The organism is Rhizobium oryzihabitans (genome assembly GCF_010669145.1).
Taxonomy (GTDB): Bacteria; Pseudomonadota; Alphaproteobacteria; order Rhizobiales; family Rhizobiaceae; genus Agrobacterium; species Agrobacterium oryzihabitans.
In genome coordinates this window covers 1,633,308-1,658,649 of sequence record NZ_CP048635.1, presented here as the reverse complement: position 1 = coordinate 1,658,649, position 25,342 = coordinate 1,633,308, and the positions used below count along the sequence as shown (strand labels likewise).

The window sequence follows — 25,342 nt, the reverse complement described above, 5'->3', positions numbered from 1 at the left end:
GGTATGACGCAAGAGATATGAATGACCATCCCACTCCGGAACCGCTTCACCCCGGCTTGCGTTCTTCGATATCCTCATCGATAGAGTCATTCCCGCCGCCTCTCCTTCGAAAGCATAAGCCAGCATGACAACCGACCAGATCCTCGCCTTCACCGTGATCGCCGGCATGATGGTCGCGTTCATCTGGGACAGGTTCCGCTATGATGTTGTCGCCTGCAGCGCCTTGCTGGTGGCGGTGGCGGTGGGTGTCGTGCCTTTCGAGAAGGCTTTCTCCGGTTTTTCCGACGATATCGTCATCATCGTCGGCAGCGCGCTGATCGTCAGTTCGGCCGTGGCGCGCTCCGGCATCGTTGACATGACCATCAAGAAATATTTCCCCGAAATGCATTCCAAGGGCCTTCAGCTGGCCTTTCTGATGATCGTCGTCGCCATCATGTCGGCCTTCATCAAGAATATCGGTGCGCTTGCCATCATGATGCCGGTCGCTTTCCAGTTCGCCCGCAAATCCGGCAGCCCGGTCTCCTATTATCTGATGCCCATGGCCTTTGCCGCTCTTCTGGGCGGGTTGATGACGCAGATCGGCACCTCGCCCAACATCGTCGTCTCGCGGTTGCGCGAGGAAATGACCGGGCAGAGCTTCTCGATGTTCGATTTCACCCCCGTCGGCCTCGGGCTGACAGTGATCGGCATCGTCTTCCTGACCTTCGGTTACCGGCTGCTGCCGGTGCGCAACCGCCAGCAGGCGTCGGTGGAGGATATTCTCGACCAGTCGGCCTATACCGCCGAAGCGACGCTGCCCGCAGACAGCACCTTTGCCGACAGACCGCTGCGCGAGCTTTTGAAACAGGCGGATGGCGATGTGATTGCCAGCACCATCCTGCGCGGGCCGCGGCGCATCTCCCCCTTCCCCGATGTCAATCTGAAGCCCGGCGATACCATTCTTCTCGAAGGCAACCCGGAAGGCCTCGATCGCATCGTCTCGCAGGCCAAGCTGCTGCTATCAGGCAAGCCGCTCACCGAAAACGGCCAGAAGACCGCCGACCTCATCTCAATGGAAGCCGTGATCAGCAACGAATCCGTTCTCAACGGAATTTCGGCGCGCGAACTGGCGCTGTCCTATACACGCGGCGTCAATCTGATCGCGGTCAGCCGGCGCGGGCACCGGGTCAGCCAGAGGCTCTCCGACCTGACATTGCAGGCGGGCGACGTCATTCTCTTGCAGGGAAGCCGCAAGAACCTGCCGCAGGTGCTGCAGGAATTTTCCCTGTTGCCCCTGGCGCAGCGGGAAATCCTGCTTGGCGTGCAGCGACGCGCGCTTTTGCCTGTCATCGTGCTTGCCGCCGCCATGATTGCCGCCGGCAGCGGGCTCGTGCCGGTCTCGGTGGCCTTTTTCGCCGCCGCTTTCCTGATGATCGTCGTCGGCGCGATCCCGCTGACCGAGGTCTATAAATCGATCGACGGGCCGATCCTCGTCATGCTCGCCGCCCTCATTCCCGTCAGCGACAGTCTGCGCACCAGCGGTGCCAGCGAGCTTATCGCCGCCTGGCTCGGCCACGCGGCGCAAGGTCTGCCGCCCTTTGCCGCGCTGGGCATGATCCTGCTCACCGCCATGGCGGTGACGCCCTTCCTCAACAATGCCGCAACCGTTCTCGTCATGGCCCCATCGCCGCCGGTTTCGCCACCACGCTCGGCTTTAGGCCGGAGGCCTTTCTGATGGCGGTGGCGATCGGCGCCGGCTGCGATTTCCTCACGCCCATCGGCCACCAGTGCAATACGCTGGTCATGGGTCCCGGCGGTTATCGTTTTGGTGATTATCCACGCCTCGGACTGCCGCTGTCGATCATGATCGTCATCGCCAGCATTCCCATGCTGCTTTACGTCTGGCCGGTGAATTAAGGGTGGTTTGGTTCGGGCGGTGCACCGAGGCAAAGACAGCCCAACGTCCTTATTTCCTTGACGCCTGCGGCATAATATGGCCTAAGCCGATGCCGAACGGGAATGTGCAAAAGCGCGCGTGACACGCGCCTTTCGGCATGATTTCCTACCGCATTCAAACGAAAACTTCGTGATGTCAGGGTGAAAAAGCCCTGATCTCACTGCCCCGTCACGACGAGTGAATTTCATGACCACTTCCGGCGTTCGCGTCCGCATCGCACCTTCCCCCACCGGCGAGCCGCATGTCGGCACCGCCTATATCGCGCTGTTCAACTATCTCTTCGCCAAGAAACACGGCGGCGAGTTCATCCTGCGCATCGAGGATACCGACGCCACCCGCTCGACCCTCGAATATGAGCAGAAGGTGCTGGAGGCGCTGCGCTGGACCGGCCTCACCTGGTCGGAAGGTCCCGATGTCGGTGGCCCCTACGGCCCCTATCGCCAGTCCGAGCGCAAGCCGATGTACTGGCCCTATGCTGAAGAGCTGCTGGAAAAGGGCCATGCCTTTCGCTGTTTCTGCACGCCCGAGCGGCTTGAGCAGATGCGCGAGGCGCAGCGCGCCGCCGGCAAGCCGCCGAAATATGACGGTCACTGCCTCAACCTGAAGGCAGAAGAAGTCACGGCCCGCGTTGCCGCCGGCGAGCCCAATGTCGTGCGCATGAAGATCCCGACCGAAGGTTCGTGCGATTTCCATGACGGCGTCTACGGCGATGTCTCGATACCCTGGGATTCGGTCGACATGCAGGTGCTGATCAAGGCCGACGGCATGCCGACCTATCACATGGCAAACGTCATCGACGACCATCTGATGAAGATCACCCATGTGGCGCGCGGCGAAGAATGGCTGGCCTCCGTGCCCAAGCACATCCTGCTCTACCGTTATTTCGGCTGGGAGCAGCCCACGTTCATGCATCTTTCGCTGATGCGCAACGCCGACAAGTCGAAGCTCTCCAAGCGCAAGAACCCGACCTCGATCTCCTATTATTCCGCTCTCGGCTACCTGCCGGAAGCGCTGATGAACTTCCTTGGCCTGTTCTTCATCCAGATCGCCGAAGGCGAAGAGCTTTTGACCATGGAAGAACTGGCGGCGAAGTTCGACCCGGAAGCGCTTTCCAAGGCCGGCGCCATCTTCGATATCCAGAAGCTGGACTGGCTGAACGGCCGCTGGCTGCGCGAGAAGCTGACACCGGAAGACTTCATTGCCCGCACCCTGGAATGGGCGATGGAAAATGCCCGCCTGACCGAAGGCCTGAAACTCGCCCAGAGCCGCATTTCCAAGCTCGGCGAATTGCCGAACCTTGCTGGCTTCCTGCTTTCGAGCGATGTCGGCCTGACGCCTGCTTCCTTTGCGGGTCTCAAAAGCAAGCCGGAGGAAATCCACGAAATCCTCACCACCGTTGCCGCCGATCTGGAAAAGATGCCGGATTGGAACGTGGAAGCGATCGAGGCCGAGCTGCGCGATGTTGCCGAACGCACGGGCAAGAAGCTGCGCGTCGTGACGCCGCCGCTCTTCGTCGCCGTCTCCGGTTCCTCGCGCTCGCTGCCGCTGTTTGACTCGATGGCGCTGCTTGGCCGCTCCGTGGTGCGCCAGCGGTTGAAGATGGCGATTGCCGTTGTGGCCACGATGGTTGGCAGCGGTGTTTGATGCCTGCCGGGGCGGGTTTTACATCCACCCCTCATTCCTGTGCTTGTCACAGGAATCCAGCCACGGCGCGTCTGCGCCGTGAAAGAATGAATTGAGGTCTCCCGCGCCCAAGGACTTGGGCGCACTGGATTCCTGTGACAAGCACAGGAATGAGGGATACGGGAGGCGATGGTCGCCGCGGCAACGCCGCAACAGGAATTGAACGATGAACGACAAGACAACCGAAACCACCGCCCTTTCCTCCGACGCCACCGAAGTGCGTCGCCAGAAACTCGCGCTGCTGCGCGAGCAGATCGGCGATGTCTATCCGGCGCATTTCCACCGCACGCTCACCAATGCGGAGCTCGCGGAAAAATATGCCGATATCGAAGCCGACGTCGAAACCGGCGATACGGTGACGGTGGCTGGCCGCGTTTATTCCTCGCGCAATTCCGGCATGTTCATGGATATCCATGATGCCTCGGGCAAGGTGCAGATCTTCTCCCACAAGGATACGACGCCGGAAGCGGCGCGCAACCTTTTGCCGATGATCGATATCGGCGACATCATCGGCGTGACCGGCAAGGTGCGCCGCACCAAGCGCGGCGAGCTGACGATCAACGCCGAAGAAATCACCATGCTGACGAAGTCGCTGCTGCCGATGCCGGAAAAGTGGCACGGCGTCTCCGACATCGAGCTGCGTTACCGCAAGCGCCATCTCGACATTCTCTCCAACGAGGAATCCAAGCTGCGCTTCCTGCAGCGTTCGAAGATTCTCTCCGGCATTCGCCGTTTCATGGAGGCCGAAGGCTTCCTTGAAGTGGAAACGCCGATGCTGCAGACCATCTATGGCGGTGCGACGGCCGATCCGTTCAAGACCTTCCACAATACGCTGAAGATGGACATGTATCTGCGCATCGCGCCGGAACTGTTCCTGAAGCGCACGCTGGTTTCGGGCCTCACCGACAAAGTCTTCGAAATCAACCGCAACTTCCGCAACGAAGGCGTCTCCACCAGGCACAATCCAGAATTCACGATGATGGAGTGCTACTGGGCCTATGCCGACTACGAGGACATCATGGGTCTCGTGGAGCGGCTGTTCGAGACGCTGGCGATTGCCCTGCACGGCACGACCGAGGTGGAATTCCAGGGCCAGACGATCTCGTTCAAGGGTCCGTTCAAGCGCGTGCCGATGCCTGATGCGGTAAAGGAAGCAACCGGCATCGACTTTCTTGCCATCAAGACGGATGAAGAGGCCCGCGCTGCGGCCAAGGCCGCCGGTTTTGCCGTCGAGAAGGACTGGACATGGGGCGAATGCCTTGCCTTCATCTTCGAAGAGAAGGTGGAAGGCACGCTGATCCAGCCGAGCCACGTCACGCATTTCCCGAAGGACATTTCGCCGTTTGCCAAGGAAGTGCCGGGCGAGCCGCGCCTCGTCGAGCGTTTCGAAAGCTATTGCAACGCCTGGGAAGTGGGCAATGCCTTCTCGGAACTCAACGATCCGGAAGAACAGCGCCGCCGCATGGTGGAACAGCTGGAACAGGCGCACGCCCGCGGCGAAAAGGACAAGCAGCTGGACGAGGAATTCCTCGATGCCATCGACCAGGGCATGCCGCCCGCCGGCGGTCTCGGCATCGGCGTCGATCGTCTGATCATGCTTCTGACCAACGCCCGTCGATCCGCGACGTCATCCTGTTTCCGGCCCGCCGCAACAAGGCGGATTAAGCAAAGAACGACACGGGAGCTTCATGTGACGAAGTTCCCGATAGTCTCCGTCAGCCAGCCCATCCATTATTCCTCATTCCTGTGCTTGTCACAGGAATCCAGTCAGCCCAAGTCTTTGGGCTGATAAGGCTTTTTTCGCCGCGCAGACGCGCGTCGGCTGGATTCCTGTGACAAGCACAGGAATGAGGGAAGATGGGTAGGCTCGTGCGAAAAATCTTCGCGTGGCATATTGTGGATTCAGCTTAAATCCGCCGTACCCTAATGCCCCGACTTCCCCGCAACCGGCTCTTTCGCCGGTGCACTTTCAGCTGGCTTCCCCTCCGCCGCCTGCGCAGTCGTCGAGCCTTTTCCGAAGATCAGTGACTTCAGATAGGTCAGGCTGAAGATGCTGCCGCCATCGGCTTCCGGTGTGGAGGTGAGAAGCTCATCGGCGCCAGGTTCGCCGTGGGCTTCGGGAGACGAGGCCTCCGGAGACGGGGTTTCGCCATGGGCGGCTCCGCCGTCATTCGTCTGCTCCGGCGCGGCGTCATGTGCGCCCTCGCCCTTGGTTTCGCCGTGGCCCGATGCCGCTTTTGCGGCCTTGCCATCGTGGCCTTCGGCAGCGGCATCCGAAGCGGGTGTCGCGCAATCGGTCGCATCCGTCAGGCTTGCCGCCATCGCTTCGCTGTCTTCCAGCGGCAGATCGATGCGAAGCCCGTAAAACTGGCCGCTGCCATTGGCGGCGCCATCATAATAAAACGCTGAGTAATGCTGGGCATCGGCGCCCTCGGGCATTTTCGCCGGGTCGGCAATAAAGACCACCTGCGCGGCAATGGCGCGGCCGCGCATTTCCGAGCGCAATTGCGGTCCGTTTTTGTCGAGCACGGAAACCTGCACCAGATCCGGCTTCTGCTTGTCGTAAACCGCTTTGGCGACGCGTAGCGCGGTCTTCAGGCGATCCGTGCCATCGCCGCCATCGGTGCGGATGAATTTGCGCACCCAAAGGGAGCCGTTCTTGCGGATGTTGACTGTCTGGACTGCGTCGCACGAAAGCCCGTTGGCGGAGGCATAGGATGGGCCAAGCAGCCGCTCGCTGCCGATGAACACGGCAGCAGAACCGGTCGCACCCGCCAAAAGCAGGATCCCGCCTCCGATCATAACGAGTTTGCGCGAAAACCGCATTCGTCCGAATACAGCCTTCACCCGCAACATCCTGACATCCAGTACCCCGCCTATCGCCCTCACCCCAAAACGTGGCTCGAAGGATGAGGAACACACGCGGGATGAAGCCCAGGACCACGCTGTCCCAAGCCTTGCGATAGTGCCGCTTTCTCATTGAAAAAAGTTTAACCCGCGCAGCATGGCATCGGCAAAAACGCACCATTTTCGGACATTTGCGAATTCCACTAAATTGCGAATGATTTGCAATAGCGTTGACAAGTGTGATTTTATAACAGATGGTATTGAGAATTAATCGCAACAACATTCGGTGACAGACGTGAATTTCCTTAAAATCCGGCATGCCGTTTTCGCTTTCTCCCTTTTCCTGCCCGCCGCCGCCATTGCCCAGGAAAAACCGACGGTGGTTACCACCTTCACCATCATCGCCGACGTGGCGCGCAATGTGGCGGGCGACGCGGCCGAGGTGGAGAGCATCACCAAGCCGGGCGCGGAAATTCACAACTACCAGCCGACACCGCGCGACATTCTCAAAGCCCGCAAGGCCGATCTGGTTTTACGCAACGGTCTCAATCTGGAATTGTGGTTTGAGAAGTTCCTGGCCAACCTCTCCGGCGTGCCGAGCGTGACGGTGAGCGACGGCGTGAAACCGATGGCGATCAGCGGCGGCGCCTACCAGGGAAAACCCAATCCGCACGCCTGGATGTCACCCGATAACGCCTTGATCTACGTGGAAAATATCCGTAAGGGCCTGGCCGAGATAGACCCTGCCCATGCCGATGTCTATGCCGCCAATGCCAAGGCCTATTCGGACAAGATCAGAGCCACCATCCAGCCCATCCGCGACGAGCTTTCCGCTCTCCCACAAGACAAGCGCTGGTTGGTCACCAGTGAAGGCGCATTTTCCTATCTCGCCCGCGATTTCGGACTGAAGGAACTGTTCCTGTGGCCGGTCAACGCCGACAGCCAGGGAACGCCGCAGCAGGTGCGCGGCGTGATCGATGCCATGCGCGAACATAATATACAGGTCATCTTCAGCGAAAGCACGGTTTCCGCCGATCCGGCCGAACAGGTGGCAAAGGAAACGGGTGCGGCTTACGGTGGCATACTCTACGTGGATTCGCTGAGCGAGGCCGACGGGCCGGTGCCGACCTATCTCGATCTGCTGCGGGTAACCAGCAGCACGATTGCGAAAGGACTGTCCTCATGAGGATGGGCGGTAAAAAAACCGCAGGCGGCCTGACGGTTCAAAATGCGACAGTGACCTATCGAAACGGCCACACCGCATTAAGAAATGCCAGCTTTTCCATTCCACGCGGTACGATCACTGCACTTGTCGGCGTCAACGGTGCCGGCAAGTCCACGATTTTCAAGGCGATCATGGGTTTCGTGCCGCTGGCCGCCGGTTCCGTCTCGATTTTCGACCTGCCGGTGAAGGACGCTCTGCGCAAAAACCTCGTGGCCTATGTGCCGCAGGCCGAAGAGGTGGACTGGAGCTTTCCGGTGCTGGTGGAGGATGTGGTGATGATGGGCCGCTACGGCCACATGAACTTCCTGCGCATCCCTTCAAAACGCGATCACCAGATGGTGGAGGAGGCGCTGAGACGCGTCAACATGCTCGACTATCGCAAGCGGCAGATCGGCGAACTCTCAGGCGGTCAGAAGAAGCGGGTGTTTCTCGCCCGTGCGCTGGCGCAGGAGGGCCAGGTCATTCTGCTGGACGAACCCTTCACCGGCGTCGATGTGACGACGGAGGAACAGATCGTCGCCCTTTTGAAAGCGCTGCGCGACGAGGGCCGCGTCATGCTGGTTTCCACTCATAATCTCGGCAGCGTGCCGGAATTCTGCGATCGCGCCGTTTTCGTCAAGGGAACTGTGCTGGCCTCCGGCAAGACGGCGGATACCTTCAACGAGGAGAACCTGCAAAAGGCCTTTGGCGGCAGCCTGCGCCACTTCATCCTTGGCGGAGCCGACCTGCATGACGACGCCGATCCGCGCCGCGTGAAGGTCATCACCGATGACGAGCGGCCCTTCGTGATTTACGGAAAGAACGGCCAGAACGGGCACGACCCTGACGCTCCGAAGGAAAAAATCGATGATAAACAGCCTTCTTGAGCCCTTTACCTATGGCTACATGCTGAACGCCATCTGGGTAAGCGCGCTTGTCGGCGGTGTCTGCGGTTTTCTGTCGGCCTATCTGATGCTGAAGGGCTGGTCGCTGATCGGCGACGCGCTCTCGCACGCCATCGTTCCGGGTGTGGCGGGCGCCTATATGCTGGGCCTGCCGTTTTCACTAGGGGCATTCCTCTCCGGCGGGCTTGCGGCCGGCTCCATGCTATTCCTGAACCAGAAGACGAGGCTCAAGGAAGACGCGATCATCGGGCTGATCTTCACCTCGTTCTTCGGGCTCGGACTATTCATGGTCTCGCTCTCGCCCACCTCGATCAATATCCAGACCATCGTGCTTGGCAATATTCTGGCGATCACCACCGAAGACACGATCCAGCTCGCGCTGATCGGCGGCATCAGCCTCCTCGTACTGGCGCTGAAATGGCGCGACTTCATGGTGGTGTTCTTTGATGAAAACCACGCCCGCACCGTGGGTCTGAAGCCGGAAGTGCTGAAGGTGATCTTCTTCACCCTGCTCGCCGCCTCCACTGTCGCGGCCCTGCAGACGGTCGGCGCCTTCCTCGTCGTCGCCATGGTGGTGACGCCGGGTGCAACCGCCTACCTCTTGACCGACCGTTTCGAGCGGCTGATCCTGATGAGCCTCGTGATCGGTGCGGCCACCAGCTTCGTCGGCGCCTATCTCAGCTATTTCCTCGATGGCGCAACCGGCGGCGTCATCGTCGTGCTGCAAACGGCGATCTTCCTTGCCGCTTTCGTCTTTGCCCCGAAACACGGGCTTCTCGCTTCCAGAGCCAAAGCCCGCAAGGCGCTCGGAGAAACGTCATGAGCGAATATCTCGAACTCGCCATCCTGCCGTTCCAACTGCCATTCATGCAATATGCCTTCGTGATCACGCTGATGATCGCGGTGCCGATGGCCATGCTGTCGTGTCTTCTGGTATTGAAGGGCTGGTCGCTGATGGGCGACGCGGTTTCGCATGCCGTTCTGCCAGGCGTCGTCATCGCCTATATTGCCGGAATTCCGCTTTCCATCGGCGCTTTCATCGCCGGCATGATCTGCGCGCTCGGCACCGGTTTCATCAAGGAAAACAGCCGCATCAAGGAAGATACGGTGCTTGGCATCGTCTTTTCGGGCATGTTCGGGCTTGGGCTGGTGCTTTATGTGAAGGTCCAGAGCGACGTACATCTGGATCACATCCTCTTCGGCGACATGCTTGGCATTGCCCCGTCAGACATGCTGGAAACTGGCCTGATTGCGCTTTGCGCAACGCTGTTCCTGACGCTTCTGCGCAAGGACCTGCTGGTCAACGCCTTCGATCCGCAGCATGCCAAGGCGATCGGCCTGCCGGTGCGTGTGCTGCATTACGGCCTGCTGATGGTTCTGTCGCTCGCTGTCGTCGGCGCGCTGAAGGCGGTGGGCATCATCCTGTCTGTCGCCATGCTGGTGGCGCCGGGCGCAATCGCTTTCCTGCTGACGCGGCGCTTTTCCACCATGCTCGTCGTGGCGATTGCGGTGGCGGTCATCTCATCCCTATCTGGCATATGGCTAAGCTTCCTGATCGACAGCGCGCCTGCTCCCACAATCGTGCTCTTCATGAGCCTCGCCTTCGTTGCCACCTTCATCCGCACCACCTGGAAAGCCCATCGCATCAATGCGGCGCGTGAAACGGCGATTTAAAACAACGATTTTTGCGGGCGCATGGAACATTTTCGCCTTTTGCGCGTCATTTTCGAGAGTCCGCTGCAAGACGGCAGACTCTTGAAAATTAAGCGAAAGGGGAAGCTCCATGCTGAAATGGGCTCTTATTTTCTTTGTTATTTCTTTGATCGCGGGCGTATTCGGCTTTACCGGCATTTCGGCGGCGGCAGCGGGCGTGGCCCGAATATTGTTCTTCATCGCCGTGGTGATCTTCCTGGTCTTCCTCGTGCTTGCACTGATGGCCGGAAGCGCGGTCGTCTGAATGAAAAAAGGCGACCGGCTTTTACGCCGGTCGCCTCTCGCATTTCCCTTAAAAAAATCAGCCCGTCCAACCGCCATCGATCACATGGATCTGGCCAGTGGTGAAGCCCGCCTCATCAGAAGCGAGATACGTCACAAGAGCTGCGATTTCTTCCGGCGTGGCGATGCGGCCCATCGGCTGGCGGGCGATGAAATCTGCCAGAGCCTGTTCGTAATTGCCGGTAGCGCGCAGCCGGTCATGCAGGGACGGGCTGTCCACCGTGCCGGGGCAGATGGCGTTGCAGCGAATGCCCTTGGTGACGAAATCGGCAGCAATGGCCTTGGTCAATCCCACGACGGCCGCCTTTGAGGCAGTATAAGCGAAGCGGTTCGGCACGCCTTTTACACTTGATGCAACCGAGGACATGTTGACGATCGCGCCTTTGCCCTTTTCCAGCATGCCGGGCAGGAAGGCGCGGCAGGTGCGGTACATGGCCTTGGCATTGAGATCGAAGGAGAAATCCCAGTCCTTTTCCTCGCAGTCGAGAATGGTGCCGGAATGAACGAAACCGGCGCAGTTGAACAGCACATCCGCATGGCCGATATCGGCGGCGAAATCCTTGACGCCGTCGCCATCCAGCACGTTCAGAACCCGCGTTTCCGCACCTTTCAGGGTGGAAAGCGCCTGTTCGTTGATATCGGTGGCAATCACGCGCGCGCCGAGCGATATGAAACGCTCCGCCGTCGCCCGGCCGATACCCTGGCCGGCGGCGGTGATCACCACTGTCCGGCCGTTAAAATCCTGCACCATGAATAGCCTCCCGCTATGGCGCGCCCGCCCATCGGGGACCGGACCGCTGAATTTCGATGATCTCAAATATGGATCGACAATTCATATGTAAACGCGGTATTCATATGGCGTCAAGCAAACTTGCGCGGATGGCGGGCATCGGGCAACCATATTTTCAGGTTGCCATATCCGCCCGGCCACCATGCAAAACACCATCGAGGCCAGATGACCGACGACGACAGCGAAAGATACCGCGCTCCTGCCCTCGACAAGGGCCTTGATATTCTCGAGCTTCTGGCCCGCACCGATGGCGGGCTGACGCAGATCGAGATCGCCAAGGCGATCGGCAAAAGCCCGAACGAACTTTACCGCATGCTGGACCGGCTGGTGCGCCGCGGTTACGTGCAGCGGCTGGAGGGCGACCGGTTTTCACTGACGCTGAAGATGTTCGGGCTGGCGCATTTCCACGCACCGATCCGCCGCCTCGTTTCTTTTGCCGCACCGGTGATGCGCGATTTTTCCGCAAGCGCCGCGCAGGCCTGCCACCTGGCGGTCTATGACCGCGGCAGCGTGGTCGTCATCGCCCAGCAGGAATCTTCCACCTACTGGGCCATGTCCCTGCGGGTGGGGGCGCAGATGAGCCTGTTCCACACCGGTTCCGGCCACGTGCTTCTGGCCTTCCAGACAGACGCCCAACGCGAGATCATGATCACCGAGCAGGTGCGGGGCGGTGGCGAAACAGTGCCTGAAGGCCTTGCCGAGCGGCTGGCGGAGGTGCGCCGACAGGGTTTCGAATCCATGGACAGCCTTCAGACCGCTGGCGTGCGCAATATTTCCGCCCCGGTGCTGACGCTCGACGGCACAGCACTTGCCGTCATCACCTGCCCCTACATCACCCCGCTCGGCGGCAAGGCGCCCACGCGCGAGGCCTGCGAGGCGCTGATCCGCGATGCGGCAAAGCGCATTTCCGAAGTGGCGACGGGAAACGGAAGCGACTGAAACGCACAAAAAACGCGACCGGCAGGGGCCCGATCGCGTTTTGAGTGACTGGAGATTATGTGGTGTAAACGCGGTGAGAGCGTTGATGGTTCCCGTCGCGGTTGATAACAAAGTCCGAGCAACTCTCCTCCGTCATTCCGGCCTTGAGCCGGAATCCAGCCACGGCGCGTCTGCGCCGTGAGGAATGAGTCTTTTGCGATCAATGACTTGATCGCACTGGACCCCGGATCAAGTCCGGGGTGACGCGGTGGGGATGCTACGCTTTCGCCAAACACCCGAATTATCCAAGAGGAACACAATGTTCCCCCTTTTTTATTAGGCAGCAGCCAGCGTCAGTTCCTTGCGGACCATTTCGCGCAGCGTCACCAGATCCTTTGCGAACAGACGGATGCCTTCCGAGAGCTTCTCGGTTGCCATCGCGTCTTCGTTCATCGCCCAGCGGAACGCCTTTTCGTCAAGCGACTGCAGCGCCTCCGGCTTGGCGTTGTCGGGCGAAAGCTTGCGCTCGAGCGTACCGGTGTCCTTGTCCAGCTCTTCCAGGAGAGCCGGGCTGATCGTCAGGCGATCGCAACCGGCAAGCGCCTCGATCTCGCCGACATTGCGGAAAGATGCGCCCATGACGACGGTGCTGATGCCATTGGCCTTGTAGTAATTGTAGATGCTGCGCACCGACACAACGCCCGGATCGGTCTCGGCGGTGTAGGTCTCGCCGGTCGACTTTTTGTACCAGTCGAGGATACGGCCGACGAAAGGCGAGATGAGGAAGACCTTGGCTTCGGCGCAGGCGATGGCCTGTGCCTGCGAGAACAGGAGCGTCAGGTTGCAGTCGATACCCTCGGACTGGAGAACCTCGGCAGCCTTGATGCCTTCCCAGGTGGAAGCAAGCTTGATGAGGATGCGTTCACGCTCGATGCCGCGCTCCTTGTAGGCGGCGATGATGTGGCGCGCCTTGGTGATGGAGGCCTGCGTATCGAAGGAAAGGTCCGCATCGACTTCGGTCGATACGCGGCCTGGAACGAGGCCGGCAAGAGCCGCACCCACGGAAATGGCGAGGCGATCGGCAACGGCAGCGACGACGGCGTCGGACTGGCCGCCCTGCTTCTTGCCCCAGGCGACGGCTTCCTTCACCGCATCCGCAAAAGCGGGCGTGCCGAGAGCTTTCAGAACGATGGTGGGGTTGGTGGTGCAATCCACCGGCTTCAGGCGCGCAACCGCCTCGATATCGCCGGTATCGGCAACGACCGTTGTGATGGCGCGAAGTTGTTCGAGTTTAGACGTCATACCGAATGATCCTTCATGATCTCTTCAAAACTTGCCAAGCCGTCTTTTCGTTCCCGCACCATGGGTGCGCCCAAGGCCGAAATCGCGGTTCTGTCCGGCTCCGACTATCGCAAGCGACAGGGCCAAAAGTCAAGACATTTGCGCATCGCAATTGACATAAGTTTCACGCCTGCGATACTCGGCCGTCCATAAAGAATGGCGGAAACCGTGGCGAAACTGAGAAGAGAAACCCATACGGCCTATTCGGAAGCGGCTTCGCTGAGGCTGCGCGCCGCGTGGCTCTATTATAATCAGGGCATGACGCAGAAAGATGTCGCCGAGAAACTCGGCATTAGCCGCTCCACCGTCATCCGTCTTCTCGACGAGGCGATGAAGCGCTCCGAGGTGCAGATCTGGATCAATGAAGGCATCGAGGATTTCGTCGAGCTCGCCGGCCGGCTGGAGGCGGCTTATGGGCTGGATGAGGCGGTGATCATTCCCTCCCCGGCTCATCCCCCGGCAAGGCAAGTGCTGAAGGCACCGCCAAGGCCGTGGGCCTGGCGCTCGGGCAATTTCTCTCTGAAGCGGTACCGAATGGCGCCACCATCGGCGTCGGCTGGGGCCGCACCATGACCGCATCGCTATCGAGCTTTCGTCCGCCGCGCCGGGAAAACTGCAAGGTCGTCTCACTGCTCGGCGGCATCGTCGCCGTGCACCAGACCAACCCGCTCGATTACACCTGGCGGCTGGCGAGCGCGCTCGGCGCGGAATGTTACATGTTTCTCGCACCGCTACTGGTGGATTCCGTCGAGACCAAACGGGCGCTGATCGAAAAATGCGGACTTGCGACGCTTTACGATCTGGCCGAAACCCTTGATCTCGCCATTGTCTCCTGCGGCGATATCGGCCCGCATTCGACATCGCTGTCGGAAGGCTTCATTTCGAAGGCGACGCTTCAGGAACTCATCGACGCCGGCTGTGTCTGCGACACGATGTTCAACTTCATCGACGCGGAAGGCCGTTCCGTCGATCACCCGATCAATCAGCGCGCCATGGCGATAGATCTCGACACGCTGCGCAAGGCCAAGCATATCGTCCTTGCCTCCGGCGGCGCTCACCGCGCCGTCGCCATCCGCGCCACCATCAAACGTATCGGATGTAATACGCTGATCACCGACGAGGCGGCGGCAAGGGCGTTGATGGAGCTGGTTTAGGCCTCGTCAGGCGTTTCAGTCTCTTCCTCATTCCTGTGCTTGTCACAGGAATCCAGCCGGCGCGCGTCGGCGCGACGGGAAGAGTCTTTTCAGCCCAAGGACTTGGGCTGGCTGGCAACTGTATTGTCAGGTTTTAGCAAAGACGGTTTTATCCCTGAGGATTGCGTTTGCGGCGACGAGGATTTTGCGGGCGATGGCAATGATCATGACCTTGAACGGTTTGCCCTTGGTCTGCATGGTTTGCGCCGTGCGGGCGAAGGCGGTCTTCAGCCTGTAAGCCACCAGCGCCGCCATGTAGAGGGCATCGCGCACGCGCTTTCGTCCGCCGCGAATATGGCGCTGGCCGCGTTTGATGCCGCTGTCGGCATTGAAGGGAGCAAGTCCCGCCAATGCCGCCATGGCTTTGGAAGAGCTGCCGCCCAGTTCCGGCATATGCGCCATCAGCGTGAATGCGGTGACTGGCCCGACGCCCGGAATGGAACGAAGCCTGGTGCTTTGTTCGTTCAGTTCCGCGTTTTCCCGGACATGGGCGTGACAGGCTTTTTCGATCGCCTCGATCTCGCCGTCCAGCCAGATGAGATGGCGCTCCAGACTATCGTGCTCCATGGGTTCTGCGCTGGAAAGGCGAAGCCGCTCCTGCTGGCGCATGGCAACGAGCTGATCGCGCCTTGTATGGAAGCTGGCAAGCGCCTGCCGGGCCGGATCGGGTGGTGTGCTGGTTGCGGGGCCAAGCGTTTCGCCCATGCGTGCCAGCAGGCGGGCATCGATGGCGTCGGTCTTGGCCAGGCGGCCGGTGGCTCTTGCGAAGTCGCGCGCCCGGGCGGGGTTGACCCGGCAATACGGACGCTGTTGCCGATCGAGAGCCGCGCGCAGCTGCCTGTCATAACGCCCGGTCGCCTCCAGAATGACCGTCGCCTCCTGCCCCTCCAGGCTTTGCAGCCATGCATGAATGGCGGCAGCGGTGTTGTCGATGCGGATATGCCGGGATGTCCGGCCGTCGAAAAGATCAAGATGCGCCTTGGCGACGTCGCATCCAATGAAAACAGGGTGTATCATGGCAAGCCTCATCCTGTGCTTCGAGGTCCGCGCTCACGGCCTCAATCAACTGTTCAGGTTGGGATATCAAAGGCGGACGGAGGACCAGAGCCAGCAAGCGGTCTCAAACGACCAGGATCCCGACGGCCTTCCGTCCGCTACCATTCTAGCACAGACGCAATACACAGGATCCCTGTGACAAGCACAGGGATGAGGGAGACCAGCCTCACACCTTCCCCGTTTCCCAGCCGAGCATCGCCCTCTTGCGGGTCAGGCCCCAGTGATAACCGGTCAGCGCCCCGCTTTTGCCGACAGCACGGTGGCAGGGAACGACGAAGGAAACGGGGTTGGCGCCGACGGCCGCACCGACAGCGCGGGAAGCCGTGGGCTGGCCGATATCGCAGGCGATATGCGAATAGGTGACGGCGCGGCCCATCGGGATTTTCAACAGGCTCTCCCAAACCCGCACCTGAAAATCCGTGCCGAGCAACACGACGCGCAGCGGCCTGTCCGCCGACCACATGGACGGATCGAAAATGCGCGCGGCATAGGGCGCCGTCGCTTCGCGATCCTCGACATAGCCCGCATTCGGCCAGCGGCCGGCCATGTCCTCGAAACAGGCCCTTTCATCACCGGCATCGGCAAAGGCGCAGCCGGCAAGGCCGCGATCTGTCACCATGACCAGCGCAAGCCCGAAGGGCGAGGTGTGGAAACCGTAACGGATCGTCAGCCCACCGCCTTTGGCCTTCCATTCGCCCGGCGACATGGCCTCATGGGTGACGAACAGATCGTGCAGGCGGCCCGGCCCCGACATGCCGACCTCGATCGAGGTTTCCAGCAGCGGCAAGTCCTCTTCGCGCAACAACCTCTTGGCATGATCGAGCGTCACGGCCTGCAGGAATGCCTTGGGTGAAAGGCCAGCCCAACGGGTGAAGGTCTTCTGCAATTGCGTCGGCGACTGGCCGAGCTCTGCGGCAATGGCTTCGAGGGAGAGCTGCTCGCGATAATCCAGCGTCAAAAGCTCGATAACCCCGCGCACCGTGTCGTAATCCGATCCGATGGGGGTGATGTCTTCATTCAGCATGATATTGGCGTTCATCGCATTTCTCCTAACGCTTCACAGAAAACCACCAAAGCGCGTCGGTCTCCACCCGTTTCTTGCGTTGCATCACAATACGCAACCTAAATGTTTTATCTGCCGGAATATCCCCACCCCCTCATTCCTGTGCTCGTCACAGGAATCCAGCCGACGCGCGTCCGCGTGGCGGAAAGAGTCCTTTCATCCCAAAGACTTGGGCTGGCTGGCAACTGTATTGTCAGGTTTTAGCAAAGACGGTTTTATCCCTGAGGATTGCGTTTGCGGCGACGAGGATTTTGCGGGCGATGGCAATGATCATGACCTTGAACGGTTTGCCCTTGGTCTGCATGGTTTGCGCCGTGCGGGCGAAGGCGGTCTTCAGCCTGTAAGCCACCAGCGCCGCCATGTAGAGGGCATCGCGCACGCGCTTTCGTCCGCCGCGAATATGGCGCTGGCCGCGTTTGATGCCGCTGTCGGCATTGAAGGGAGCAAGTCCCGCCAATGCCGCCATGGCTTTGGAAGAGCTGCCGCCCAGTTCCGGCATATGCGCCATCAGCGTGAATGCGGTGACTGGCCCGACGCCCGGAATGGAACGAAGCCTGGTGCTTTGTTCGTTCAGTTCCGCGTTTTCCCGGACATGGGCGTGACAGGCTTTTTCGATCGCCTCGATCTCGCCGTCCAGCCAGATGAGATGGCGCTCCAGACTATCGTGCTCCATGGGTTCTGCGCTGGAAAGGCGAAGCCGCTCCTGCTGGCGCATGGCAACGAGCTGATCGCGCCTTGTATGGAAGCTGGCAAGCGCCTGCCGGGCCGGATCGGGTGGTGTGCTGGTTGCGGGGCCAAGCGTTTCGCCCATGCGTGCCAGCAGGCGGGCATCGATGGCGTCGGTCTTGGCCAGGCGGCCGGTGGCTCTTGCGAAGTCGCGCGCCCGGGCGGGGTTGACCCGGCAATACGGACGCTGTTGCCGATCGAGAGCCGCGCGCAGCTGCCTGTCATAACGCCCGGTCGCCTCCAGAATGACCGTCGCCTCCTGCCCCTCCAGGCTTTGCAGCCATGCATGAATGGCGGCAGCGGTGTTGTCGATGCGGATATGCCGGGATGTCCGGCCGTCGAAAAGATCAAGATGCGCCTTGGCGACGTCGCATCCAATGAAAACAGGGTGTATCATGGCAAGCCTCATCCTGTGCTTCGAGGTCCGCGCTCACGGCCTCAATCAACTGTTCAGGTTGGGATATCAAAGGCGGACGGAGGACCAGAGCCAGCAAGCGGTCTCAAACGACCAGGATCCCGACGGCCTTCCGTCCGCTACCATTCTAGCACAGACGCAATACACAGGATTCCTGTGACGAGCACAGGGATGAGGGCGGCAGAGCGCGTCGACACTTCCTGATTCCCTCACATCCGCCTCCTGACATTCGCCAGCGCACCGCCAAAAGCCTTGGCGAAACTTTCCCGGTCATCCGGATTGAGAAACGACCCGATATCGGTCGCCTTGCCTTCGCCCGTGACATGCATGGAGACAATGCCGATTTCGTCGTGCCGCTGAACCCTGAAGCGTGCCCAGAAGGGATTGAAACGGTGCTCCACCATGCGCCCTGCCGGCGAGAACTTGCGGATCGACAGGCTCGTGCGCGAGACGCTGACCTCCTCCCGCGCCTTTGCGGCCCGGTAATTGGCGCGGAAGGCGACATAAAGCAGCAGAAAATCCAGCCCGAAAAACAGGCCGACGGGCCATGCCCGCTGGCGAGGAAAAAACCGCCATAAAGGAGGCAGGCGAGCCCGGACAAGGCAAGAAGCAGCCGGAAACCTCTTCTGCCAAGCGAACGGTGCGGAACGAGTTCCGCCGCGAAAATCGGGTGGTCGTTGAGCGTATCCACGTTGATTTCCTCAAGGCGGGCTGGCTATAGATAGGTCATGACAGTCGCCAAAAAACGATCCAGCACCCAAACCTTGAAAAAGTCAAATGCGACATCCGCCCGCAAACCGGTTCGGGTGAAGACGGCCTATTCCAGGGACGAGCTGACCGAAATATTCCGGCGTTTCTCCATCCAGCGGCCGGAGCCGAAAGGCGAGCTGGAACATACCAATCCCTTCACCCTGCTGGTGGCCGTGGCGCTTTCCGCGCAGGCGACCGACGTGGGCGTGAACCGGGCGACGCGGGCGCTGTTCAAGGTGGCCGATACGCCGGAAAAAATGCTGGCGCTCGGAGAAGAACAGCTGATCGGCCACATCAAGACCATCGGGCTTTACCGCAACAAGGCCAAAAACGTCATTGCCCTGTCGCAGATGCTGATCGACAATTTCGGCGGCGAGGTGCCGAAAACCCGCGAGGAGCTGGTCACCCTGCCGGGCGTCGGCCGCAAGACGGCCAATGTGGTGATGTCCATGGCCTTCGGCGTGCCCACGCTTGCCGTGGATACGCATGTGTTCCGCATCGCCAACCGGCTCTGTCTTGCGCCGGGGAAAACCCCGGACGAGGTGGAAGACCGGCTCGTCCGCATCATTCCCGAAGAATATCTGTTCCATGCCCATCACTGGCTGATCCTGCACGGGCGTTATTGCTGCAAGGCGCGCAAGCCGGAATGCGAACGCTGCGTGATTGCCGATATCTGCAAGTCGCCGGAAAAGACCTTCGATATTCCGGCGCCGCTGGTGGAATTACCCGCGCAGCTGTTCGGTGCGGCCAGCGGCGAATAAAGGATCACGCCGGCTGACGGCCTTGTGCAGATGCACCATCATCGAGGCGGCGAAAAGCGGTGTCAGAAGGTTCAGGAACGGGACGGCAAGAAATGCGGCGATCACCAGCCCGGCCATAAACACGGTGGTGCGGTGTTTTGAGCGGAACAGCCTCGCCTCGGCCGGTGTGCGGAAACGCATCGCCGCAAATTCGAAGAACTCCCGTCCCAGCAGATAGCCGTTGACCAGAAAAAACGCGATGAGGTTCACACCCGGCACCAGCAGCAGCAAAAGCGCGATGAGGTTGCCGGCAATAACGACGCCGAAGAACTTGATCGAGGAAAGCACCGCCTCGCCGATCGGCATCGCCTGGCCTGGCGGATCATTGGGATAGGTCTTTTTTTCCACCACTTCGGCGACATCGTCGAGAAACAGGCCGGCAATGACGGCGGTGACCGGCGAAATCAGCAGCGCCAATGCCAGCGCCAGTCCTATGCCGGCGAAAATGGCGAAAACGAACGTCAGCCATCCCGCCCAATCTGGCACGCCGGGGATCAGCGTATCCACCCACGGCAGGGCGAAATAGATGAAGATAGAGCGGATGGCGAACCACAGCGCCGCCAGCACCAGAAGCGTCAGCCCCAGAACCTTCCAGAAAACAGACCGGGTCTCGGCGGCGAAGAGATTTTGAAACGCCAGCCTTGCCGCATCGAATATCATTCGGAACTCCCTTGACGCTTCCGCGTTGAAACTTTCTGACTGAGCGAGAGATAAGAGCTTGCCGCCAGCTCTGCAAGAAGCACGGCAAGACGCCAACCGCTTGGAATTAAACCGCAGATGGAATTTCCCTTGAATAAAAGATATCTCTAAAATATAATAAAACATCTATTATAATTCGCATTCCGGTCCGGTGGAGGACATGGCCGGAAAAGCTTCCCCCACCGTCAAAACGCGGTTCGCACGCTGTTTTGCGCGCGCGCATGCATCATCGTTCAATAATCATAAGAATGAGGCGTTGGTGGAAAAGCTGCTGTTGAACCTCACGCGTGCCATGAAGGCTGGCACACCCTCCGAGCGCAAGATCGCCAAATATCTGATCGAGCATCTGGACGAGCTGCCATTCGAAACGGCGCAGACACTGGCTGCAAAGCTCGGCCTCAGCCCGATGACGGTCGGCCGCTTCCTGCGTTCGCTCGGATACCGGCAATTCAGCGATATCCGTGCCGATCTGCGCCATGCGGAGGAAGTGGTTGGTGAGGAACAGCCCGCATCGTCTGGAAGCAGCGAACAGTCCAATCCGTTTTCGCAGCTTCTGTCGCAGCAGATACAGGCCATTCAGACCGCTTTCGACATGACCTCACAGCCGATCTGGCGTCTGGCGATGAACGAGATTGCCTCGACGCCCGACGTTTTTCTGGCCACATCTCCCGAAGGCATGGGGACAGGACGCCACTTTCACGGGCGATTGCTGGAATACCGCAAGCAGGTCCATTATCTCGGCAGCGACAGCGCCGCTTATGTGACGTTATGGGATTTTGAGCCGGCAAAAGCCCTTCTCATCCTCATGGACTGCGGCGGCAGCCTCTCGCCGCTGCAGAACCTCTCATCCACGGCGCGCAAGAGCGGCTACAGAACCCTTTTGATCACCACCCGTTTCTATGAGTGGGGACCTGAAAGTGCCGATATCTGTCTTGCCATGCCGCACGCCCAGAATGGCGGCCAGGGCCTGCTGCAACTCGTCGCACTGATGGAATTCACGCTCTGCAGCCTGATTGCCGGCGCGGACGAGACGCGCAGGGCACGCATGAAAAACCTCACCGGCCTGAAGCGCTCGCTGGGCATCTGATCTGCGTCCTACGGGCATATGGATCGAGCGGGTGCCCCATCGCCAAACATTCTTGCCAAAATCAGAGGCTTTCCAGCTCCTGGCGATGGCGGTACATGGCAAGAAACCGGCGATAATCTCGCTCATAGCGGGACGCAAGCGCCGGATTTCCGGAAATTTCCGCATTGCCCGGATACATGGCGGCCCCCGCCGCCGCAATATCCGCATGGACGCCGCCGGCGGCGGCCGCCGTCATTGCCGTGCCGAGAAGAACGGCGTCAGCGGTGGCGGGAACCACGATGCGTTTGCCGGTCACATCAGCGTAAAGTTCCATCAGGAGCCGGTTTTTCACATGGCCTCCGGTGACATGCAGACTTTCCACCGCATAACCGAAGCGCTCCATGGCATCGAGAACATGGCGTGCGCCAAGCGCGATTGCCACTGCGGTGCGCCAGTAAAGCCGGCAGAGACTGTCGAAAGACGTATCCAGCGTCAGCCCGCTGATGACGCCGACGGCGTGCGGATCAGCCAGCGGCGAGCGGTTGCCGTGGAAATCCGGCAGCACATGCAGCCGATCGGCGAAGGCCTCGCCCTCGAGTGCGCGCAACTCAGCCACCCGTGCAACGATCCGGGCATGCAGCGCCGTATCCGGCTCACCACCGGCCGCATGCATGCGCACGATATGATCGAGCAGCGCGCCGGTGGCCGATTGCCCGCCCTCCACCAGCCAATGGCCGGGCAGGATCGCCTGCCAGTAGGGACCCCAGAGACTGTGGCCGGGCATCTGCCGCTCGGACATGGCGACAAGGCAGCTTGAGGTGCCGGCAATCAGCGCCACATGCCGGCCCACATCCCCCGAAAGGCATCCGCCGAGCGCGCCGAGCGCACCCGCATAGGCATCGATCATGCCCGCCGCCACCTGGCAACCCGTATCCAGACCAAGTTCTGCCGCCGCTTCAGGCGACAGGGGACCGATGCTTTCCCCCGGCATCACCGTGGTGTCAGGCAGCCCGGCCCGCTCTTTCAGATCGCCAAGCCCGGCCAGTTCGAGATAATCCGCCTGCCAGCCGGGATTTTCCTGCGCCAGGAAATTCCACTTCGCCGTCTGCGTGCAATTTGAACGCTTCGCCGAAGCGGTCGCTTTCCAGGTGAGGAAATCCGCCAGATCGAAGGCGAAAGACATGCGGGCCCAGCTTGCCGGCAAATTCTTCTTCAGCCACATCAGCTTCGGCATCTGCATTTCCGGCGACACGCTGTTACCGGCAAAATCCAAAACCCGGTGGCCGGATGCCGTCAACCGATCGGCCTCGGCGATTGCGCGGTGGTCAAGCCAGACGATCGTGTCGAACTTGTCTTTGCCAGTGACGGAGACCGAAACCGGCTCTCCCTTTTCGTCGCGGATAACCAGCGAGCAGGTGGCGTCGAACCCGATGGCGGCAATGCTTTCGCGCGGAACAGCCGCCTCGGCAAGCGCTGCCCTGACCGCGATGCAGACCGCGTTCCATATGTCGGTGGAATCATGTTCAGCGTGGTTTTCCTGCGGCCTCTGCATCAGGATGGGATGGGTGGAGCGGGCGAGAAGCCGGCCGGCCGGATCGAAAATCCCGGCGCGCGCGCTCGCCGTACCGACATCGACAGCCACGAGATTCTGACGCATCAAGACTTCAATTCCATCCCTTGCGCAACGACTTCCGGGCGGCGGCAGGCATGGTTTCCTTCAGCCTGCGTCACGTGCCACCTGGCTGTCAAAACCGCCCTTCCCCACATAACCGTCGACAAGTTGGACCAAATCCGGCATCGCGTCAAACGTGGCATCGGCCCCGAGACCCGCGATCTTTTCCCGGAATGCGGGAAACCGCGCATGCGAGCCGCCGGTAAAGGCAAAAACCGCCATGCCGGCTGCCTTTGCCGCCGCAATGCCCGCCGGGCTGTCCTCGATCACGATGCAGTGACGCGGATCAGCGCCCATTTCACGCGCGGCATGCAGGAAAAGATCGGGCGCCGGCTTGCCATTCTTCACCATGGTGGCGCTGAAGACGTGCGGCTCGAATTTGTCGATCAGGCCGGTCAGCCCCAGCGAATAACGGATGCGCTCCGGCTGGCTGGAAGAGGCAACGCAGCGTTTCAGGCCCACAAGCCTGTCCAGCGTTTCGGCAATGCCGTCAATGGGCCTGAGTTCGGTGCGGAAACGCTCGAACAATGTTGCGCGCATATGGTCGAGAAAATCGATATCGGTTTCGACACCGTAATCCTCAAACAGCGTCGTCGTCATGCTGGCAACGCTGCGTCCGAGAAAGCGGTTATAGGCTTCCTCCTCTCCCATCTCGACGCCGAGATGGGAGAGCATGTCGAGAAGAACCGAGATGGAGACCGGCTCGCTGTCGACGAGAACGCCGTCGCAGTCGAAAATCAGAAGAGGTCCGGTCCCGTCTTGCATCTCTTGGTCACTTTTCAGCCAGCTTGTCGTCCAGATAAAGCTGCAAGGTCTTCGCCGTGCCTTCTTGCCACAACGTCGCCAATGCGTGAGCGAAGCGTTTACGGAAAAGCGCCGATTCGGCAACCTCCCCGAAAATATCGCCCAGCGCGAGGAAGGCCATCGGATCGTCCTTGGCCTTGATCGCCGCCGCCTGAAGCCGCTCGGCGCTCGCATCGTTGAAGGCGATTTCCTTGCCGCTATCGGAGGTGCCGTAGAAATAACGGCACCACAGCGCCGAGACCAGCGACAGGCCGACAATATCCTCACCGCGCGCCAGACGGTCGGCGGTGGATGGAAGAATGAACTTCGGCTGACGGTTGGAGCCATCCTGCGCCAGTCGCGGAATGGTGTCGCCGATTTTCGGATTGAGGAAACGCCGCTCGATCAGCCCGAAATAGTCGGCAAGATTCGTATCGGGAACCGGCGGAATGACCGGGATGATCTCTTCATTTTCGAGCTTTGCCAGAAACGCCCGGATCAGCGGATGTTCCATGGCCTCATGCACGAAATGGATGTCGAGCAGCGCCGCCGGATAGGCTATCGCCGCATGGCCGCCATTGAGGATGCGGATTTTCATGTGCTCGTAGGGCGCAACATCCTTGACGAACTGCACGCCCGCCTTTTCGAGCGCCGGGCGACCCGCAGGGAAATTATCCTCCATAACCCATTGCTTGAACTCCTCGCAGAAGACCGGCCAATTGTCCTCGATGCCGAAATCATCGCGGGCGATATTGCGTTCGCGCTCGCCTGTCGCGGGCGTAATGCGGTCGACCATGGAATTCGGAAAAGCGACGTTTTCGCCGATCCAGTTGGCGAAAGCCGGATCCGAGAGAGCCGCCAGGCCGACCACGGCATTTTTCGTGACCTTGCCATTATGGGGAATGTTGTCGCAGGACATGACGGTGAAGGGTTGCAGCCCTTTGTCCCGTCGTGCCTTCAGCCCGGCGACGATGAGGCCGAACACGGTTTTCGGCGAAGCCGGGTTTCTGCCATCCTCGGCAATGGCCGGATGCTGCGGGTTGAAGGAACCGGCGGCATCGATGAAATACCCGCCTTCAGTGATCGTCATGGAAACGATGCGGATTTTCGGGTCTGCCAGCTTATCGATGATGGCCTTGCTGTCACCAACCGGCAATATGTCGATCATCGGCCCGGTAACGCGCGCGCCGGTGCGGTTATTGTCCTGCTCCACCACCGTCGTCAGGAAATCCTGCGCGGCAAGCTTTTCACGCATCACTGCATCGGAGGGCAGAACGCCCGCGCCGATGATGGCGAAGTCATGGTCCGCGCCCGTGTTGAACAGGTCATCCAGATAGACCGCCTGATGGGCACGGTGGAAATTGCCGACGCCGAAATGCACGATGCCGGCGGAAAGATCGGCCCGGGAATAGGCCGGAACCGCCGCCGTTTTTCTGGCTTCATCAAGCGTTGCGAGGGAGAGTTTGCATGTCATGTCACGATCCTCGAAGGGGAAACGTT

At 60.3% G+C, this 25,342-nt stretch carries 19 protein-coding genes and 4 pseudogenes; 12 read left to right on the top strand and 11 right to left on the bottom strand.

Annotated features, from left to right (window positions below; translation table 11 throughout):
* Positions 1 to 124: 124 nt before the first annotated feature.
* The 3 genes and pseudogenes from G3A56_RS24225 to lysS all read left to right on the top strand — a co-directional run bounded on the left by G3A56_RS24225 (position 125) and on the right by lysS (position 5,284).
* Positions 125 to 1,896: pseudogene (locus tag G3A56_RS24225) on the top strand (SLC13 family permease).
* A gap of 226 nt (positions 1,897 to 2,122) precedes the next feature.
* Entirely contained in the window at positions 2,123 to 3,580 is a 1,458-nt protein-coding gene (gene gltX, locus G3A56_RS24220; RefSeq protein ID WP_082185980.1) for a glutamate--tRNA ligase, read from the top strand.
* 205 nt (positions 3,581 to 3,785) lie between these two features.
* Positions 3,786 to 5,284 (top strand): annotated as a pseudogene (gene lysS, locus G3A56_RS24215) (lysine--tRNA ligase).
* A 258-nt stretch (positions 5,285 to 5,542) separates the two neighbouring features.
* Here the strand turns inward: lysS and G3A56_RS24210 are convergent.
* Positions 5,543 to 6,445 (bottom strand): hypothetical protein, encoded by a 903-nt coding sequence (locus tag G3A56_RS24210; RefSeq protein ID WP_164056881.1) that lies wholly within the window; start codon positions 6,443 to 6,445, stop codon positions 5,543 to 5,545.
* A 316-nt stretch (positions 6,446 to 6,761) separates the two neighbouring features.
* Between G3A56_RS24210 and G3A56_RS24205 the strand changes: the two genes are divergently transcribed.
* The 5 genes from G3A56_RS24205 (at position 6,762) to G3A56_RS24185 (ending at position 10,532) form a co-directional block, all read left to right on the top strand.
* The gene (locus G3A56_RS24205; protein WP_164056855.1) at positions 6,762 to 7,652 is read left to right on the top strand and encodes a metal ABC transporter substrate-binding protein; all 891 of its coding nucleotides are present in this window, start codon (positions 6,762 to 6,764) and stop codon (positions 7,650 to 7,652) included.
* Positions 7,649 to 8,557 (top strand): manganese/iron ABC transporter ATP-binding protein, encoded by a 909-nt coding sequence (locus tag G3A56_RS24200; RefSeq protein ID WP_164056854.1) that lies wholly within the window; start codon positions 7,649 to 7,651, stop codon positions 8,555 to 8,557. Before G3A56_RS24205 ends, G3A56_RS24200 begins: the two co-directional genes overlap by 4 nt.
* Positions 8,538 to 9,398 carry a metal ABC transporter permease gene (locus G3A56_RS24195; protein WP_082184891.1) on the top strand — a complete coding sequence of 287 codons (861 nt, stop codon included), beginning with the start codon at positions 8,538 to 8,540 and terminating at the stop codon, positions 9,396 to 9,398. The genes G3A56_RS24200 and G3A56_RS24195 overlap by 20 nt, the downstream gene beginning before the upstream one ends.
* A complete protein-coding gene (locus tag G3A56_RS24190; protein WP_082184892.1) occupies positions 9,395 to 10,249 on the top strand; it encodes a metal ABC transporter permease in 855 nt (284 codons plus the stop codon). Before G3A56_RS24195 ends, G3A56_RS24190 begins: the two co-directional genes overlap by 4 nt.
* Positions 10,250 to 10,358: 109 nt before the next feature.
* The gene (locus G3A56_RS24185) at positions 10,359 to 10,532 is read left to right on the top strand and encodes a DUF1328 domain-containing protein (protein WP_003499086.1); all 174 of its coding nucleotides are present in this window, start codon (positions 10,359 to 10,361) and stop codon (positions 10,530 to 10,532) included.
* Positions 10,533 to 10,589: 57 nt separating this feature from the next.
* On the opposite strand, the gene G3A56_RS24180 is transcribed toward G3A56_RS24185, so the two are convergent.
* Positions 10,590 to 11,321 (bottom strand): SDR family oxidoreductase, encoded by a 732-nt coding sequence (locus tag G3A56_RS24180; protein WP_003499083.1) that lies wholly within the window; start codon positions 11,319 to 11,321, stop codon positions 10,590 to 10,592.
* Positions 11,322 to 11,525: 204 nt separating this feature from the next.
* On the opposite strand from G3A56_RS24180, the gene G3A56_RS24175 reads away from it, so the two are divergent.
* Positions 11,526 to 12,299 carry an IclR family transcriptional regulator gene (locus G3A56_RS24175; protein WP_082184893.1) on the top strand — a complete coding sequence of 258 codons (774 nt, stop codon included), beginning with the start codon at positions 11,526 to 11,528 and terminating at the stop codon, positions 12,297 to 12,299.
* 315 nt (positions 12,300 to 12,614) lie between these two features.
* Here G3A56_RS24175 and tal read toward each other — a convergent pair whose 3' ends face one another.
* Positions 12,615 to 13,580, bottom strand: a complete 966-nt coding sequence (gene tal, locus G3A56_RS24170) for a transaldolase (protein WP_003499079.1) — start codon at positions 13,578 to 13,580, stop codon at positions 12,615 to 12,617.
* A 195-nt stretch (positions 13,581 to 13,775) separates the two neighbouring features.
* Between tal and G3A56_RS24165 the strand changes: the two are divergent.
* Positions 13,776 to 14,773 (top strand): annotated as a pseudogene (locus G3A56_RS24165) (sugar-binding transcriptional regulator).
* A 126-nt stretch (positions 14,774 to 14,899) separates the two neighbouring features.
* Here G3A56_RS24165 and G3A56_RS24160 read toward each other — a convergent pair.
* The 4 genes and pseudogenes from G3A56_RS24160 to G3A56_RS24145 all read right to left on the bottom strand — a co-directional run bounded on the left by G3A56_RS24160 (position 14,900) and on the right by G3A56_RS24145 (position 18,763).
* Positions 14,900 to 15,829: an IS110 family RNA-guided transposase gene (locus G3A56_RS24160; RefSeq protein ID WP_082182843.1), complete on the bottom strand. Its 930-nt coding sequence runs from the start codon at positions 15,827 to 15,829 to the stop codon at positions 14,900 to 14,902.
* A gap of 205 nt (positions 15,830 to 16,034) precedes the next feature.
* On the bottom strand, positions 16,035 to 16,907 hold the full coding sequence (locus G3A56_RS24155) for a methylated-DNA--[protein]-cysteine S-methyltransferase (RefSeq protein ID WP_164056853.1): 873 nt from the start codon (positions 16,905 to 16,907) through the stop codon (positions 16,035 to 16,037).
* A gap of 217 nt (positions 16,908 to 17,124) precedes the next feature.
* The gene (locus G3A56_RS24150; RefSeq protein WP_082182843.1) at positions 17,125 to 18,054 is read right to left on the bottom strand and encodes an IS110 family RNA-guided transposase; all 930 of its coding nucleotides are present in this window, start codon (positions 18,052 to 18,054) and stop codon (positions 17,125 to 17,127) included.
* Between the two features lie 227 nt (positions 18,055 to 18,281).
* A pseudogene (locus G3A56_RS24145) lies at positions 18,282 to 18,763 on the bottom strand (DUF2244 domain-containing protein).
* Between the two features lie 37 nt (positions 18,764 to 18,800).
* Here G3A56_RS24145 and nth point away from each other — a divergent pair.
* Positions 18,801 to 19,583, top strand: coding sequence for an endonuclease III (nth, locus tag G3A56_RS24140; protein WP_082184896.1), 783 nt, complete (start codon positions 18,801 to 18,803; stop codon positions 19,581 to 19,583).
* Here the strand turns inward: nth and G3A56_RS24135 are convergent.
* Positions 19,545 to 20,282 (bottom strand): sulfate transporter family protein, encoded by a 738-nt coding sequence (locus tag G3A56_RS24135; RefSeq protein ID WP_082184897.1) that lies wholly within the window; start codon positions 20,280 to 20,282, stop codon positions 19,545 to 19,547. The genes nth and G3A56_RS24135 overlap by 39 nt on opposite strands.
* Positions 20,283 to 20,577: 295 nt before the next feature.
* Between G3A56_RS24135 and G3A56_RS24130 the strand changes: the two genes are divergently transcribed.
* Positions 20,578 to 21,408, top strand: coding sequence for a MurR/RpiR family transcriptional regulator (locus G3A56_RS24130; protein WP_051032462.1), 831 nt, complete (start codon positions 20,578 to 20,580; stop codon positions 21,406 to 21,408).
* Between the two features lie 61 nt (positions 21,409 to 21,469).
* Here G3A56_RS24130 and G3A56_RS24125 read toward each other — a convergent pair whose 3' ends face one another.
* The 3 genes from G3A56_RS24125 to G3A56_RS24115 are packed head-to-tail and all read right to left on the bottom strand — an operon-like array spanning position 21,470 to position 25,316.
* Positions 21,470 to 23,044 (bottom strand): FGGY-family carbohydrate kinase, encoded by a 1,575-nt coding sequence (locus tag G3A56_RS24125; protein WP_164056852.1) that lies wholly within the window; start codon positions 23,042 to 23,044, stop codon positions 21,470 to 21,472.
* Positions 23,045 to 23,104: 60 nt separating this feature from the next.
* A complete protein-coding gene (locus tag G3A56_RS24120; protein WP_082184899.1) occupies positions 23,105 to 23,824 on the bottom strand; it encodes an HAD family hydrolase in 720 nt (239 codons plus the stop codon).
* 7 nt (positions 23,825 to 23,831) lie between these two features.
* Positions 23,832 to 25,316, bottom strand: a complete 1,485-nt coding sequence (locus tag G3A56_RS24115; RefSeq protein ID WP_082184900.1) for a mannitol dehydrogenase family protein — start codon at positions 25,314 to 25,316, stop codon at positions 23,832 to 23,834.
* Between the last annotated feature and the right edge of the window lie 26 nt (positions 25,317 to 25,342).

Excerpts from the sequence above, each read along its gene's own strand:
- G3A56_RS24180 (WP_003499083.1), bottom strand. The coding sequence starts at position 11,321 with ATGGTGCAGGATTTTAACGGCCGGACAGTGGTGATCACCGCCGCCGGC.
- G3A56_RS24210 (WP_164056881.1), bottom strand. The coding sequence starts at position 6,445 with ATGCGGTTTTCGCGCAAACTCGTTATGATCGGAGGCGGGATCCTGCTT.
- G3A56_RS24200 (WP_164056854.1), top strand. The coding sequence starts at position 7,649 with ATGAGGATGGGCGGTAAAAAAACCGCAGGCGGCCTGACGGTTCAAAAT.
- G3A56_RS24195 (WP_082184891.1), top strand. The coding sequence starts at position 8,538 with ATGATAAACAGCCTTCTTGAGCCCTTTACCTATGGCTACATGCTGAAC.
- G3A56_RS24160 (WP_082182843.1), bottom strand. The coding sequence starts at position 15,829 with ATGATACACCCTGTTTTCATTGGATGCGACGTCGCCAAGGCGCATCTT.
- G3A56_RS24190 (WP_082184892.1), top strand. The coding sequence starts at position 9,395 with ATGAGCGAATATCTCGAACTCGCCATCCTGCCGTTCCAACTGCCATTC.
- G3A56_RS24135 (WP_082184897.1), bottom strand. The coding sequence starts at position 20,282 with ATGATATTCGATGCGGCAAGGCTGGCGTTTCAAAATCTCTTCGCCGCC.
- nth (WP_082184896.1), top strand. The coding sequence starts at position 18,801 with ATGACAGTCGCCAAAAAACGATCCAGCACCCAAACCTTGAAAAAGTCA.
- G3A56_RS24185 (WP_003499086.1), top strand. The coding sequence starts at position 10,359 with ATGCTGAAATGGGCTCTTATTTTCTTTGTTATTTCTTTGATCGCGGGC.
- G3A56_RS24150 (WP_082182843.1), bottom strand. The coding sequence starts at position 18,054 with ATGATACACCCTGTTTTCATTGGATGCGACGTCGCCAAGGCGCATCTT.
- G3A56_RS24120 (WP_082184899.1), bottom strand. The coding sequence starts at position 23,824 with ATGCAAGACGGGACCGGACCTCTTCTGATTTTCGACTGCGACGGCGTT.
- G3A56_RS24175 (WP_082184893.1), top strand. The coding sequence starts at position 11,526 with ATGACCGACGACGACAGCGAAAGATACCGCGCTCCTGCCCTCGACAAG.
- G3A56_RS24155 (WP_164056853.1), bottom strand. The coding sequence starts at position 16,907 with ATGAACGCCAATATCATGCTGAATGAAGACATCACCCCCATCGGATCG.
- G3A56_RS24125 (WP_164056852.1), bottom strand. The coding sequence starts at position 23,044 with ATGCGTCAGAATCTCGTGGCTGTCGATGTCGGTACGGCGAGCGCGCGC.
- gltX (WP_082185980.1), top strand. The coding sequence starts at position 2,123 with ATGACCACTTCCGGCGTTCGCGTCCGCATCGCACCTTCCCCCACCGGC.
- G3A56_RS24115 (WP_082184900.1), bottom strand. The coding sequence starts at position 25,316 with ATGACATGCAAACTCTCCCTCGCAACGCTTGATGAAGCCAGAAAAACG.
- tal (WP_003499079.1), bottom strand. The coding sequence starts at position 13,580 with ATGACGTCTAAACTCGAACAACTTCGCGCCATCACAACGGTCGTTGCC.